Source organism: Shivajiella indica, from assembly GCF_042683085.1.
Lineage (GTDB): Bacteria > Bacteroidota > Bacteroidia > Cytophagales > Cyclobacteriaceae > Shivajiella > Shivajiella indica.
In genome coordinates this window covers 261,917-277,136 of the sequence record NZ_JBHUIV010000025.1, presented here as the reverse complement: position 1 = coordinate 277,136, position 15,220 = coordinate 261,917, and the positions used below count along the sequence as shown (strand labels likewise).

At 36.3% G+C, this 15,220-nt stretch carries 11 protein-coding genes; 5 read left to right on the top strand and 6 right to left on the bottom strand.

The genetic code is table 11. The annotated features are described in order from the left end of the window. Positions 1 to 24 precede the first annotated feature (24 nt). A complete protein-coding gene (locus tag ACFSKV_RS17530) occupies positions 25 to 1,026 on the top strand; it encodes a Cache sensor protein (protein WP_380805718.1) in 1,002 nt (333 codons plus the stop codon). Beyond that, the gene (locus tag ACFSKV_RS17525) at positions 1,026 to 3,926 is read left to right on the top strand and encodes a PAS domain-containing hybrid sensor histidine kinase/response regulator (protein ID WP_380805716.1); all 2,901 of its coding nucleotides are present in this window, start codon (positions 1,026 to 1,028) and stop codon (positions 3,924 to 3,926) included. The genes ACFSKV_RS17530 and ACFSKV_RS17525 overlap by 1 nt, the downstream gene beginning before the upstream one ends. Before the next feature lie 11 nt (positions 3,927 to 3,937). Here ACFSKV_RS17525 and ACFSKV_RS17520 read toward each other — a convergent pair whose 3' ends face one another. From ACFSKV_RS17520 to fmt, 6 genes are all read right to left on the bottom strand, one after another. Continuing rightward, the gene (locus ACFSKV_RS17520) at positions 3,938 to 5,245 is read right to left on the bottom strand and encodes a dihydrolipoamide acetyltransferase family protein (protein ID WP_380805713.1); all 1,308 of its coding nucleotides are present in this window, start codon (positions 5,243 to 5,245) and stop codon (positions 3,938 to 3,940) included. Between the two features lie 83 nt (positions 5,246 to 5,328). Continuing rightward, the gene (locus ACFSKV_RS17515) at positions 5,329 to 6,594 is read right to left on the bottom strand and encodes a competence/damage-inducible protein A (protein ID WP_380805711.1); all 1,266 of its coding nucleotides are present in this window, start codon (positions 6,592 to 6,594) and stop codon (positions 5,329 to 5,331) included. Positions 6,595 to 6,646: 52 nt separating this feature from the next. Continuing rightward, positions 6,647 to 7,432: an SDR family oxidoreductase gene (locus ACFSKV_RS17510; RefSeq protein WP_380805708.1), complete on the bottom strand. Its 786-nt coding sequence runs from the start codon at positions 7,430 to 7,432 to the stop codon at positions 6,647 to 6,649. Then, positions 7,429 to 7,929 carry a dihydrofolate reductase gene (locus ACFSKV_RS17505; protein WP_380805706.1) on the bottom strand — a complete coding sequence of 167 codons (501 nt, stop codon included), beginning with the start codon at positions 7,927 to 7,929 and terminating at the stop codon, positions 7,429 to 7,431. The genes ACFSKV_RS17510 and ACFSKV_RS17505 overlap by 4 nt, the downstream gene beginning before the upstream one ends. A 49-nt stretch (positions 7,930 to 7,978) precedes the next feature. Further along, the gene (locus tag ACFSKV_RS17500) at positions 7,979 to 8,827 is read right to left on the bottom strand and encodes a DUF4412 domain-containing protein (protein ID WP_380805704.1); all 849 of its coding nucleotides are present in this window, start codon (positions 8,825 to 8,827) and stop codon (positions 7,979 to 7,981) included. Between the two features lie 167 nt (positions 8,828 to 8,994). Then, a complete protein-coding gene (fmt, locus tag ACFSKV_RS17495) occupies positions 8,995 to 9,918 on the bottom strand; it encodes a methionyl-tRNA formyltransferase (RefSeq protein ID WP_380805702.1) in 924 nt (307 codons plus the stop codon). Between the two features lie 473 nt (positions 9,919 to 10,391). On the opposite strand from fmt, the gene ACFSKV_RS17490 reads away from it, so the two are divergent. From ACFSKV_RS17490 to ACFSKV_RS17480, 3 genes are all read left to right on the top strand, one after another. Continuing rightward, the gene (locus ACFSKV_RS17490; RefSeq protein WP_380805700.1) at positions 10,392 to 10,745 is read left to right on the top strand and encodes a hypothetical protein; all 354 of its coding nucleotides are present in this window, start codon (positions 10,392 to 10,394) and stop codon (positions 10,743 to 10,745) included. 109 nt (positions 10,746 to 10,854) lie between these two features. Then, a complete protein-coding gene (locus ACFSKV_RS17485) occupies positions 10,855 to 12,045 on the top strand; it encodes an efflux RND transporter periplasmic adaptor subunit (protein ID WP_380805698.1) in 1,191 nt (396 codons plus the stop codon). Between the two features lie 26 nt (positions 12,046 to 12,071). After that, positions 12,072 to 15,215, top strand: a complete 3,144-nt coding sequence (locus ACFSKV_RS17480; RefSeq protein ID WP_380805695.1) for an efflux RND transporter permease subunit — start codon at positions 12,072 to 12,074, stop codon at positions 15,213 to 15,215. Positions 15,216 to 15,220: the final 5 nt, after the last annotated feature.

Here is a 15,220-nt window from a genome sequence, read left to right as displayed (position 1 = left end):
ATTTAATGATTAACTGAATTTGGAATGAGATTTCGCCTTATCTTTCTTTCTTTGCTATTATTCATAATTTCTTCCTGTTCCCAGTCTCAAAAATCTAAGTCGGAAGATGTAGAATTAGAACTTCAAACATTTATTTCATTATTAGAATATGATTTTAAGGTTTTGGAAGATGAAATCAAAAATTTAGGGAATTTTGTACACTATCTTTTTGAAAATAAAGAAAAGATTTTATCCAAAGCCGATAAAAATAAGTATAAGTTTAGAGGGGCTTTTTCAAATGTTTCCCCTAATTCTGATCCAAACCTCAGCACAATTTACATTTCTGAAACTTCGGAGAATAAGCAAGAAGCTTTGGAACTTTTATATCTTACCAACTCTCTGGATTCTGCCTTTCGGGCCATTATTGATAAACATCCTGTAGTTTCTCAGGTTTACTTTAACAGTCAACTTCAAATTAATAGATTATATCCCCCTTATGATGCTTTTTCCATGTTGGATCCCGATTTGGATGTGACATCATTTAATTTTTATTATTTCGCAGATGAACAACACAACCCTTCCAAAGAGACCATTTGGGTTGATGAAACTTATGTTGACCCTGTGGGTAAAGGTTGGATGATATCTTTACTGAATCCCATTTATTTTGAAAATGATTTAAAAATGGTTTTGGCTTTTGATATTACATTGAATGATATCATTGAAGCCTATTTGGATAAGTTCGATAGTAATTTTGTTATAATTGACTCAACTGGAAAATTGGTTGCAGGGAAAGCTAAAGGTATTGAAGCACTTTCACTCCCTCCATTAAAAAATCATACTTATACCCAAACAATTACCTCTGACAGTTATAGGGAAGAGGATTTTAATTTATTCAGCAGTAAAAACAGGGAGGTTAGGAAATTGGCCTCACAAATTATTCTTTCCAGTGAGGATGAATATATTTTAAGGGATTCAGGTGTTGAAATTAAAGTTTCAGCTGCTAAAATGTCCAAATTGAATTGGTATGTCCTAGATTTAACGTTCTGATGATGAATAAAGAGGAATTTGAGTATGGAAAAAGAAAGGGACTATACCAATGGTTTGTTTTTTTTGGGATAATTGTAGCTGTATTAATATCTTTTTTAGCGGTCAGTTTTTTTCAGGCATTAAGGGACAGTCAGTTAAATTCTATTCAACAGTCCTTGAACAAACAAGTAGAAATTGCAGGGAAAGACATTCAGAAGTCATTCGATTTGATGTATGAGGACATGTTGTTCTTTGTAAATAACCTGGAGCCATGGACATATGAAAGAACTTCAAATGAAGAATTGGCTTTTGAAAAAAGAGCAAGAAGGATTTTCAATAACCACAGAGATGTTCTGGATACCATTGTAGTTGTTTTTCCAAATCATATAGTTTCATTTCATTTTGATGATAGGAATAATTTTTTAAAAGTCTTTTATGAAGAGAAAGAGCAAATTCCAACTGGAAAAGACGGAGAAGTTTTAGACCTAAAAAATGAAAGTAAAGGAGTAAGTATTATTGCAACCACAAATTTGGATAGGTTTTTTAATGATCAATTGAGTAATTTTTATTTGGGGTCAAAAAATGGGAAGTTTATTTGGAAGGATGGCGTTCTTAAACGTTATAATTTTGAAAATTCAGATACTAAAATAGATTATGAAGACCATGTTTTAAATAATCTTTCAGCAGATCTTAATTTAGGATTAAAAGGAGATCTATTAGGTGGTTTTTCTGCTTCAGATTCACAAGAGAGATTTCAGGCCTCTATCCATTATTACCCATTTCAATTGGTTCCTTTTGAAAAAAAGTTTGGAATAGTATTTACTCAGGATATTTCTACAATTGGATTTGATGTATATGTTAACTATTTCTATTTGCTTTTTGGCCTCTTGGTGGTATTGGTGACTGTCCTGTTGGTACTTTTCAAACTAATAAGAAATGTTCAAAGCTCAAATATTGCCCTGGAAAAGAGTTCTGAAAAAATCAAAGAATTGTTCAGAAGACAAACCTTATTGCTTCAGGAATCAAAGGGCTTTGTTTATTTTCAAAATGCAAATGGAAAAATGACGGCAGTTGGAGAGGAGGTTGTCAATGTTTTGGGATATTCTCAGGAAGATTTTATGTCCAACTTCAAAAATTACCATAATCCTGATCAGCGGGAATATATCAATTCAACTTTAGAGTCGGCGATAGCAGAGCGGAATCAAAATGTTTCCTTGGAATTTGATATGAAACATAAAAACGGAAATTGGGTCCGGGTAAAAATTTTTGAAAAGCTTTTGTATGATGAAAAAGGAAACTTCAATGGAAATGTAGGTATTTGTACAGATATCCAATATAAATTTGAATCAGAGCAAAAATTGGTCAAAAGCGAAAACAGACTCAGAGCAGTATTGAACAGTTTACCTGACCTTATTTTTATTTACAATAATGATGGTGTCTTCTTGGACTATTATGTAAAAGATGAATCGCTGTTATTAACTCCCCCAGAGTCGATAATGGGACTAAACTTCAAGGATATCATGCCTGAACCAATGAGAACCGATCTGATCCAGGCATTTGAAAGGACCATAGCTACCAATAAAATCCAGCAAATTGAATTTGAATTTATGCTTCCCATAGGGAAAAGAATTTTTGAAGCCAGGGTTTTTAAATTGGATGAGGAAAAAATTGTATCCATGGCAAGGGATATTACCACCCAAAAATTATATGAAAAAGGATTGCAGGAAGCAAAAAATGCTGCAGAATCTGCAAATAGGGCAAAATCGGAGTTCTTGGCAAATATGAGTCATGAAATCAGAACCCCAATGAATGGCTTGCTGGGTATAGTGGAGTTGTTGGAGAATACGAAATTGAACCAAAAGCAAAGAGAATATTTAAATGTGATCAAAGACTCTGGTAAGTCTCTTTCAAACATAATCAATGATATTTTGGATTATTCCAAAATTGAATCTGGGATGATGAATCTCAACCTTAGTAAATTCCATTTTAAATTGGAAATGCAAAGGATATTTAAGATTTTTTCAGGAATAGTAGAAAAGAAAAAAATCCAATTCACTTATAAGTTTGGCCCTTTGGTCCCAAGCTTGGTACAGCTAGATAAAGAAAAGGTAGCTCAGGTTGTGCTAAATATTTTAGGAAATGCCATGAAGTTTACTCCTCAGGGAGGGAAAGTCCATGTTGAAATTTCAGTGGAATCTGTTCTTGAGGAAAACATCATTTTATATTTCAGTATTAAGGATAATGGGTCAGGTATTCCACCAGAGGACATTGGGATGCTGACAGAGCCTTTCGTTCAATTGGATGGAAGCAACACGAGGGAATATGAAGGAACAGGACTTGGATTGGCAATTTCCAAAAAATTGGTGGAGCTAATGGGAGGTGAACTTCAAATCAAGAGTAAACCTGGAGAAGGATCAGAATTTATTTTCAGTGTTTTTGGGACCTCTATTTCAGAAAAGGAGGACTTCGGTCAATTCGGAAATTTTGAAATAAATGAGGAGGAAATAGAACTTGTTAATTTGGCAGAAAGGTGTCCTTTGAAAATCCTTCTCGTGGAGGATAATAACACCAATCTGACTTTTATGATGATGTTGATGGAACAATTGGGCTATGAGGTTGAAATAGCAAGAAATGGATTGGAAGCAATTGCAGCCGTCAAATCAAATGTTTATGACTTAATTTTGATGGATATTCAGATGCCCAAAATGAATGGACTAGAAGCAACAAGAAAAATAAGGCAATTATCAATGGATAAGGATTTGAAAATTATTGGTCTTTCTGCCAATGCTTTCAAAGAGGACATAGATGAAGCCTTAACTTCCGGTATGAACAGTTACCTGACTAAACCTGTAAGTATTCATGATATTGCCCGTGTTTTTGCAGAAAGATTTAAAGAACTTGAAAGTAAAAAAGAGGTCTAAGACCTCTTTTTTTATAATTCAGTATTCAAATCAAAAGCCTCCAAGTAATCGGCAACTCTTCGTACAAACATTCCTCCTAATGAGCCATCTACCACCCTATGGTCGTAAGAATGTGAAAGGAACATTTTGTGTCGAATGGCTATTACATCACCTGTTGGGGTTTCCACAACAGCTGGCTTTTTCTGAATTGCACCAATAGCCAGGATAGCAACTTGAGGTTGGGGAATAATAGGTGTGCCCATAACATTCCCAAACGAACCAACATTGGAAACTGTATAGGTACCTCCTTCCAATTCATCAGGAGAGAGTTTGTTGTTTCTTGCTCTGTTCGCAAGATCATTGATCTTTTTGGATAAGCCCATTAAATTTAATTGATCCGCGTTTTTTATGATTGGAACAATTAAATTTCCCGTAGGCAAAGCCACCGCCATTCCGATGTTAATGTCTTTCTTTTTAATGATTTTATCACCATCTACACTGATATTTATCATTGGAAAATCCCTAATTGCTTTGGCTACTGCCTCCATAAAGAATGGCGTAAAGGTTAATGACTCCCCTTCTTTTTTCTTGAAGGCATCTTTAACTTTATTTCTCCATAAAACAATATTTGTTACATCGGCTTCTACAAATGAAGTCACATGTGCGGAAATTCGCTTGGAATCTACCATCCTTTGAGCGATAATTTTTCGCATTCTGTCCATTTCAATGATCTCATCTTCTGCAGAAATACTCCCTTCGGATCTTATGGAAATGGAAGAAGTCATTGTTTTATGGGCGATTTCTTGATCTATTTCAGTTGACTTCCTGAATTCTCTGGTTTTTACATACTGAAGAATATCCTGTTTGGTAACTCGTCCTTCCTTACCGGTACCCATCACCTTGGATAATTCTGCTTTGCTGATATTTTCTTCCTTTGCAATACTGAGAACAAGTGGAGAATAAAACCTGTCATCACCTTCAGAAGATAATGTTGCTGTGGAAGTTGCCAAAATAGTTTTAGTTTGGGCCGGTGCTGCAGCGATTAATTCTTCTTTACTTTTTTCTTTTAATGGTTCAGAAGAATCATCATGACTTTCTTCTTCCGTTTCTATGATAGCAATTGGGGCTCCTACAGCCACTACTTCTCCTTCTTTAGCCAAAATTTTCTTTAAAATACCGCCATGGGTTGCAGGTACTTCGGTATCTACCTTATCTGTGGCCACTTCTAAAACCGATTCATCTTGTTCAATGGAATCTCCTTCCTTTTTTAGCCAAGTAAGAATGGTGCCTTCTATGATACTCTCACCCATTTTGGGCATAAGCATTTCTACGTTTGCCATACTTATATTATTTAATTTGGTTTATTTCCGAGTTTTAAAATTAAATTTTATTTTGTCCAATCCAAAATTGAAATAGAAAATTTTTATTCTGTTTTCCCTTCTATACATAATCGTAGTAAATTAAGTACAGCTACTCCGGTTAACTGTATGTTCAACATTCGGTCTTGTGTCAATTGAAGTTTTTTTGTAACTGTTTTACCCTGCATGGCGCATGCAATCCAGACTGTGCCCACAGGTTTTTCGGCCCATCCACCACTTGGTCCAGCAATACCACTACTGGCAAGACCCAAATCCGCATCAAAAAGGTTTCGGATATGTTCTGACATTTGCATCACCGTCTCTTCGCTTACAGCTCCTTTTTCTTCCAATGTGGTGGCATCCACATTTAGAATCCGGTTTTTGAACCGATTATGATAGGGTATTAGAGCACCTTGGAAATAATCGCTGCTGCCGGGAATTGAAGTAATCAAGTGGGATATATATCCTCCGGAACAACTTTCGGCCAAAGCGACTTTTTTGTTATGTGATTTGAGTAGCCTTCCTATGGCTTCCTCCAATTTTTCCTGATTATATCCATAGATATATTTTTCAATAAGGGGTTTTACTTTCTCTATCTCTTTTTCTACATCATTTGCCAATTCATTATCATTCTCTCCAAATGCAGTCAATCTCAACTTTACCTGCCCCAAAGAAGGAAGATAAGCTAATTTAATATGATTGGGTAATTCTTTTTCCCAGTCTTTAATTAAGTCTGCTAACCAACTTTCTCCAATTCCTACCGTTTTGATAACCTTATGGTAAATATGGGGTAATTTGAACATACCTTTTATTCTTGGAATGACATGATCCGAGATTAATTTCTTCATCTCATGAGGTACTCCGGGCATGGACATCCATATTCTGCCGTTTTCTTCAAACCACATACCGGGTGCAGTTCCCAATTCATTGGGAATGTAGGTGCAATTTGAAGGTAGGTGGGCTTGTAGTTTATTTAAATCAGTTAACTCTCTTCCCCTCTTTTCAAAGAATGTCCGGACAGCCTCTAAAGCCTCTTGGAAAAGGACCAAATCACAGCCAAAATACTCTGCTAGCAAAGGCTTAGTGAGGTCATCGTTGGTTGGGCCCAAACCGCCTGTCATAAGAATAATATCTGCCCTGCTTTCCGCGCTTTTGAAAGCAGACAAAATTGAATCCCGATTATCTCCGACAGTGGTCCTTCTAACTACCCTAACACCGATCTTGTCCATTTCCTGACTGATCCAATGACTATTGGTGTCCATTATTTGTCCATAGAGCAATTCATCCCCAATAGCGATTATTTCAGCTTTTATTTCACTATAATTGGTCATTTCTATTTTGAATTTAAATTGTTTTTGAGAAAAACAGAGCCGTTTTTAAGTCTTACCTTACCTTCGCTTTTCTCAATATTCTTGAGAACAAGGCTGGGAAAAACCTTTTAAGATAGACTGCATATTTCTCTTTCCCACCAATTAGAACTTCTTCTTTCTTTTTATTCACAGCCTTAAAAATTTCCAAGGCACAGACATCTGAAGAAATGCCTTTTTCCTGTGCGTCATCCATTTTATTCAGAGGGGAGCCATCTCCAGTGAGGGCATTAATTGACACCTTGGTCTTTATAAATCCAGGGCAAACCATCGTAACATGGATATTGTTTTTAAACTGCTCAGCCCTTAAAGAATCAAAGAAACCATGGAGGGCATGTTTTGATGCAGCATATGCCGACCGGTAAGGAGAGCCAAATTTTCCGACAAGGCTACTTACCACTACAAAATGACCTTGATTGTTTTTTAAAAAATGTGGCAATAGAGCTTTAGAAAGAGCAATTGTTCCGAAAAAATTTACATCCATTATTTTTCTGTCAACAGATAAAGCTGTTTCAGCAGCCAGAGACCTTTGACTAATACCTCCATTATTGATCAAAACATCAATTTTTCCAAAAACAGCAATAGCTTTTTCACATATTTCTACAAAAGAGTCAGGTTTGTTTAGATCTAAAGGAAGTACGAAAAGATTCTCAGGAGATTTGGATGCCTCTTTAATTTGATTAAGCAATTCCAAATTTCTTGAGGATAAAATTATTCTAAAACCTTCAGCAGTGTATTTTCTTACCAAGGCTTCGCCGATTCCAGAAGAGGCGCCGGTAATCCAAATTACCTGATCTTTCATTTCGTAATCCGTTTATAAATCACAAAATCAAAACTATGCTGATTGTTTTGATCTTTTTCAAAATGCTCCGAAGAAATGATTTGCCATTTTTTGGGATCAATGTAAGGGAAGAAAGCATCTCCTTCAGGACTTGCCTCTACTTGGGTGACCAATAATTCATCTGCTATTTTTATTGCCTGTTTATAGATTTCAGCGCCGCCTATAATAAATACCTGATCTAAATGCCTGCCTATGCAGACTTGAATGGCTTCTTCAAGGGAGTGAACAACTAAATGTCCAGAGGGTAATTCGAAATTTTTATTTCTTGAAATCACTACAGATACCCGATTGGGTAGAGGCCTACCTACCGATTCATAGGTTTTTCTTCCCATGATGATATGATGCCCGGAGGTGATCTTTTTAAAAAGTTTTAAATCGGAGGAAAGTTTCCAGATCAATTGATTATCCTTCCCGATGACATCATTTTTAGCCTTTGCAACAATTATAGAAATTTTCAAGGTGATTGATTTTTTCGACAAGATACCAAGGTTTCTCTCAGTTTAAAAATCATTTTTCCTGCATGCCGGCAAAAACATTCGGATAATCAGACATTATAAATTTTTGTTCAGAATCATCATTTAATTCAATGACTTTCATCCATAAATTGCTCTTGTCTTTTTTACTTACATAGTTAAGCTCCATCATATTCCCTTTTGGAAGATCCTTGAAGTTGATGTTTTTTTGACTTTGCATCCTGGCTGCTAATATTGGATTACTTTCCCCCCAAAAGGTGTTTCTTCCCTTTATTGGATGGTCAGTTACCCAGTAAAGCGCTTTTCCATCCTCATCCTCAGTTTCAAATTCCTCACAATTGTAGCCTAAAATTGTTTTGGTATTCCCTGTTTTTCTGAAACTTACTTCATAACCCTCAGAGATTGAATCATTTTCAACGCTTTCCTCTATTTTGGCCAAGTCAATGCCATAGGCCATTCTAGACTTTTCTCCTTTACTATCCATTAAAATTATTGAAGCATTTCTTTCCAGATCATAAATGAGCACAGTCTTCATTTCTTCTTTTTTGGTTTCCTCATTCTCAATTTCCATACCGATCACCAAGGCATCATCCGAAAGGAATGAACGCATCATAGTGGGTTCAACTGTTTTTCCTTTATCATCAATTCCTGTTATTTCTATTACAGAATAACCGGTGAATTCATAGGAATCAGAAATGGCCACATCTTGGCTGATCCCCTCTAGAACTTTGTTAATATCAACTCCGGGCATTCCGGAAGGGCCATAAACATCTCTAAAAACTTTTTCAAGTTGTCTTTGGGCTAATTTTTCCATCTCAGTTTCAACTCTTTTTTCAACAGCCCTGCTAACACCTCTTTCAGCAGCATCTTTTAGTCTTTTCATAATTTGTGCTTCTGAAGAAAAGGAAATACAAATAAAAATAAGAGATAAAGCCTGTATTAAAGTTTTCATATTTAAGAATGTTTGATTTTCTAATTTAAAAAATGCCATGGTAAAAACACAATTTTATTTCAATTAAAGTCAAAAGAAAGAGATTAGTATGGTGGTTTTTAGATTTTGTTTCCTCTCAAAAATTCATGGATTTCCAATCTTTTTTTACCTTCAAGTTGAAGCCCGAGAATTTTTAATGATCCTTTACCGGTCTGAAAAGTCAAATGACTTTTACCATCAGAAAAATACTCTCCGGGTTTCAAACCGTTGATATCTTTTTCATTCAATTCAGATTCAAAAATTTTACAGTTTTTGCCACCTAAAATAGTCCATGCAGTTGGATAAGGAGATAGCCCTCTTATCAGATTATGTATAGACTCGGCACTTTCATTCCAATCAATTTCACAAGTCTCTTTGAAAATTTTAGGAGCATGGTGCAGCGCTTGACTTTCATCCTGAACTGTTGGAGATAAGTTACCTTCTGCGATTTTTTCTATAGTTTTCAAAACCAGTTTTGCTCCCTTTAGCATGAGTCTTTCATAAAGAGTGCCGACATTATCTGTAGGAAAAATGGGTTCTTTTTCTTGGTAAATTATACTTCCGGTATCTATTTCATGTTTTAAAAAAAAAGTTGTAACCCCAGTTTCTTTTTCTCCATTGATGATTGCCCAGTTGATGGGGGCTGCACCCCGGTAATTGGGAAGTAGCGATGCGTGAAGGTTAAATGTCCCCAAAGGAGGCATATTCCAAACAGATTCAGGGAGCATTCTAAATGCAACAACTACCTGTACATCTGCCCGATAATTTTCCAATTGTGCTAAAAAATCAGAAGATTTTAGATTTGTAGGCTGAAGGACTGGAATTCCATATTTTAAGGCACATTCTTTTATTGGGGAAGGAATTAATTTCTGTCCCCTTCCTTTTGGTTTATCGGGTGCAGTTATGACCGCCAGAATATTCCAACCCTTTTCTATGAGAATTTCCAATGAGGGTACAGCAAATTCGGGTGTACCCATAAATATTATCCTTAAATCTTTTTTCATTATTCAGGCATTTTGAAAATTAGCCGTCAAGTTACAACAGTCCAATTTAAATAGGTTTAAAAAATGAAAAGAACTTTCATCAGGAGTAGTAAATGCTTTTCAAATTAAAACTTTTAGGGGTAGTTTGGGTTTTAATTATCCGCATAATATTTAGATTCTTACTTTATATAGTGCTGTTTGAATTTAAATAACAAAAGATCCTTTGACCATTTATCAAAATATGGTTTAAATTTCTTGGATTTTTTATTCGATATTTTATTTTGAAAAATATTTAAATATTGATTAAATGTATTGTAAGAAAGAATGCAATTGAATTAATAATTCATTAAAAATGAAAGTTGTAATTTTTTATTTTAAACCTTTTTTGGTAATCATTGGTTAATTGGAAAAAAATCAGATGAATTATTTCCAAACTGAAAATAAATTTAAGCATTAATTGAATTATTCATTAATTTTGCGCGATGAATTCAAATATGCCAAATAAATTTAGTTTAGGGTTAAAATACTTAGCTTTTGCTCTGGCTATGTTTTTTGTGGTATTGGCAGTATTTGATGGATTTGAAGAAATTGAATCCATAGAATACACTGTTGAATTAATTGCTGAAGCTGATTTTGATTACGTAAAATTCCCAACTTCGATTTCAAGGCCTTCAGGTGTAAAATCTACTGGAATAGCCAAGTTTCAGTCTATTAAATATTTTGATCGTATACTTCGGATTTTCATTGCCAAATATGCTCCACTGACAAAGCTCACTCAGGACATTGTTCATATTTCAGGAGCCAAGGATATCATTTTTAAGTTTACCATATTGAGTAACGCGCCCTGAGTAAGAGGGATATTTTCCGTTTCGTTCGATTTAAAAAGCTATTACTACAATTTATCACAATTAGATGCTTAGACCTAAGAGGAACTAAGCCTTCAATTATTTCTAACCTATGAAATCAATAAATCTAGGCTGGACTCTTGGAGTCTTGTCAAAAAATATCGGATTAAAATCATTAACGCTTTTACTGACATTTCTGGTTTTCGGTATATTCTCCTGCAATTCAAAAAACTCCAAAGATCAGGAGATAGTGATTTTGGATAATATTCCAGTGCTTGAATTAACTCCCAAAACTATAGAATTTCCAAAAACGTATGTCTGTGAAATCCAGGCAGTTCAATTTGTGGAAATCCGTGCAAAAGTTGAAGGCTTTGTGGACAGGATTTATGTTGATGAAGGACAGTTTGTAAAAAAGGGACAAATTCTTTTTCAACTTTCATCACTTGAGTTTACAGAAATGGTAAATTCTGCAAATGCCAAATTATCCCAGGCTAAAGCAGAAGCACAGGCAGCAACATTAGAAATGGAGAGGCTTAGAATTCTTGTTGAAAAGGACATAATTTCCCCTTCTGAACTTCAATTGGCCAAATCAAAAAAAGAAGTGGCTGAATCCGGAATTGCTGAAGCAGAAGCCATGTTGAAGAATGCCAAAACAGGTTTGTCTTATACAACAATCAGGGCACCTTTTGACGGTATTGTAGACAGATTTCCAAAGAAAAGCGGGGCATTGGTAACTTCTGGAGATTTGCTGACCAATATTACAGATATCAATGAAGTTTTTGCCTATTTCAAGGTAACAGAAAATGAATATTTAACCTATATGAGAGCTAAGATGGAGGGAGAAGAACTTATTTCTAATCCGGATGTCACATTGATTCTTTCAGATGGGGAAGTATTTGAATATACCGGAAAATTAGAAACATTGGAGGCAGATTTTGAACGGGGAACAGGTTCAATTGCTTTTCGTGTTAGGTTTCCCAATCCAGATCAGTTGATCAAACATGGAGCAAGTGGTAAAATACAATTGAGTAACCAACTCGAAAATGTTTTTTTGGTTCCCCAAAAATCAACTTTTGAGATTCAGGATTACAGCTATGTTTATATCCTTGACAAAGACAATCAGGTAAAAGTAAGAAGTTTCAAGCCTGTCCAAAGATATGGGGTATATTATATAGCAGAAGGATTTGAAGAAGGTGACCGGATTATTTATGAAGGTATTCAGCAGGTTAAAGATGGTGTTTTTGTAAGTCCTGCCATGGTTTCAGAAAAAGAAGCCTATGATACTTTGTCCACTTCATTGTAAATGATTCATTTCTAAAGACCAATATCATGTTTGAAATATTTATTAAAAGGCCGATTTTATCCACTGTAATTTCGGTTTTTATCACACTTTTGGGATTATTGGCCATGTTTACTTTGCCGGTTACACAATTTCCCGAAATTGTTCCTCCTTCAGTGGTGGTTACTGCCAAATATACAGGCGCCAATGCCGAGGTATTGTCCAAAGCTGTGGCCACCCCGCTTGAGAGAGCAATTAACGGGGTTCCTGGAATGACTTATATGACCTCTGTAAATACCAATGATGGTATAACTTTGATTAATATTGTTTTTAAAGTTGGAACTGACCCCGACCAAGCAGCAGTGAATGTGCAGAACAGGGTCGCTACCGTTTTGGATGAATTACCGGAAGAAGTTATCAGGGCCGGGGTACAAACAGAAAAAGAGGTAAACAGTATGTTGCTTTATTTGAACCTAACAACTACTGATAGCCTTCAGGATGAAAAATTTGTTTACAATTTTGCTGATATCAACATTCTTCCCGAACTAAAAAGGATTGATGGGGTTGGGTTTGCCCAGATCATGGGATTTAAGGATTATGCTATGAGGATATGGTTGAAACCTGACCGTTTGGTGGCATATAATCTATCTCCCCAAGATGTTACAGAGGCTATTCGTTCACAAAATGTGGAAGCCGCTCCAGGTAAATCAGGTATTGCATCTGACAGGGATCCCCAAGCTTTGCAATATGTGTTGAAATATACTGGAAAGTTCAATCAGGAAGAGGATTATGAAAATATCACATTGAAAGCGCTTCCTGATGGGTCTTTACTTAAATTAAAAGATGTGGCGGATGTTCAATTTGATGCTCAGGAATACAGTATGGTTTCCATGACTGATGGAAGGCCCTCTGCATCAATTATGATCAAACAAAGACCTGGTTCCAATGCCAAAGACGTCATCGATAACATTAAAAACAAAATGGCAGAATTGGAAGCATCTTCCTTTCCGCCAGGTATGTCTTACAATGTTTCTTATGATGTGTCGAGATTTTTGGATGCTTCCATTTTTGAAGTGATTAAAACCCTAATAGAGGCCTTCTTATTGGTTTCCCTTGTGGTCTTTATTTTCCTTCAGGATTTTAGATCCACACTGATTCCAGCTATTGCGGTACCTGTTTCACTTATTGGTACCTTTTTCTTTATGCAGCTTTTTGGATTCTCCATCAACCTGCTGACACTTTTTGCCTTAGTACTTGCTATCGGTATTGTAGTGGACAATGCAATTGTGGTGGTTGAGGCTGTCCATGTCAAGATGCATCATTTAAAAATGAATGCCATGGACGCTACTTTGGCTGCAATGAAAGAAATCGGAGGTGCAATTGTAGCCATTACATTGGTGATGTCAGCGGTTTTTGTTCCAGTGAGTTTCCTTTCAGGTCCGGTAGGGATCTTTTACAGGCAATTCTCTTTGACCTTAGCAATTGCGATTGTAATTTCAGGTATCAATGCACTTACATTATCTCCTGCTTTATGCGCCCTATTGTTGAAACCATCAGATGTGGAACATGACCCATCCAAAGGGTTTATGCAGAAATTCTTTTATCATTTCAATGAAAAATATGATGCACTTTCCAACAAATATGCCTTTATTCTAAAGAATATAGCAGGTAGGAGGGTTATAACATTTGGCGCTTTGGTTCTTTTCTTTGTACTGACTTATGGGGCGATCTCAGTAGTTCCTTCCGGATTTATTCCGAATGAAGATCAGGGGATGATTTATGTGAATGTCACCACTCCTCCAGGTGCTACAGTAGAAAGGACAAGAGAAGTAATGGATGCTGTACAATCCAGTCTTTTACCTTTAGAAGAAGTAGAAACCATATCAACTCTTGCAGGATATTCCTTAATGACAGAAACAGCAGGTGCCTCCTATGGAATGGGTATGATCAATTTGGTGGACTGGGGAAGTAGAGATAAGAATGTCAATGAATTGATTTTGGATTATCAGGAAAGGACTTCTCATATTAAAGGTGCTCAGATCCAGTTTTTCTCTCCACCTCCAGTACCTGGCTTTGGTAATGCATCCGGATTTGAACTCAGGCTTCAGGACAAAACAGGTGGAACACTAAATGAAATGGCTGAAGTAACCCAGTCATTTATAAATAACCTGAGCAGCAGGCCGCAGTTGAAGGAAGTGGTGACCAACTTTGAGCCTAATTTTCCTCAGTACATTTTGAATGTGGACCATGATAGAGCAGCCAAATTAGGTGTGAATGTAAATGAATCAATGGAAACACTTCAAAGTTATGTCGGTAGTTTCTATTCATCAAATTTTATTCGGTTTGGGCAAATGTATAAGGTAATGATTCAGGCTTCTCCTGAATACAGAACCTCCCCTGAATCTATTTTGGCTATGTATGCTAAGAACCGCGAGGGTCAGATGGTTCCTTATTCCAATTTCCTGACAATGGAAAGGGTGTATGGCCCAGAACAACTGACCCGATATAACATGTTTACCTCTGCTTTGATTACAGGAGATGCGGCCGCTGGTTTTTCCAGTGGAGATGCCATTAAGGCTGTTGAAGAGGTGGCAGCGGATTTACCTAGAGGTTTTGATATTGAATGGTCAGGTATTACCAGAGAACAGATTGCCTCAGGTAACCAGGCAGTGTACATTTTTCTATTGTGTCTGGTGTTTGTTTATTTATTGCTCTCCGCACAATATGAAAGTTATTTCCTGCCATTGCCTGTCATCCTTTCCTTACCTGCCGGTATTTTCGGTTCATTTCTTTTCCTTAAGCTTACTGGATTGGAAAACAATATCTATGCCCAGGTTTCTTTGGTTATGTTGATTGGACTTTTGGGCAAGAACGCTATTTTGATCATTGAAATAGCTATTCAAAACCGTCAAAGAGGATTGTCAATATTACAGAGTGCTATCAATGGTGGAGTGGAAAGATTAAGGCCGATTTTGATGACTTCCTTTGCTTTTATTTCCGGTTTGATTCCTTTAACAATTGCCTCTGGCGCTGGAGCTATTGGTAACCGGACCATTGGTACGGCGGCTGCAGGAGGTATGCTTATCGGAACAATCGTAGGTGTATTCCTAATTCCGGGCCTGTATGTTGTATTTGAAACATTGGCCACCAAATTAAAGCGAAAAGAAACCGAAAAACCTGCTATTGCTGCATAATGGTC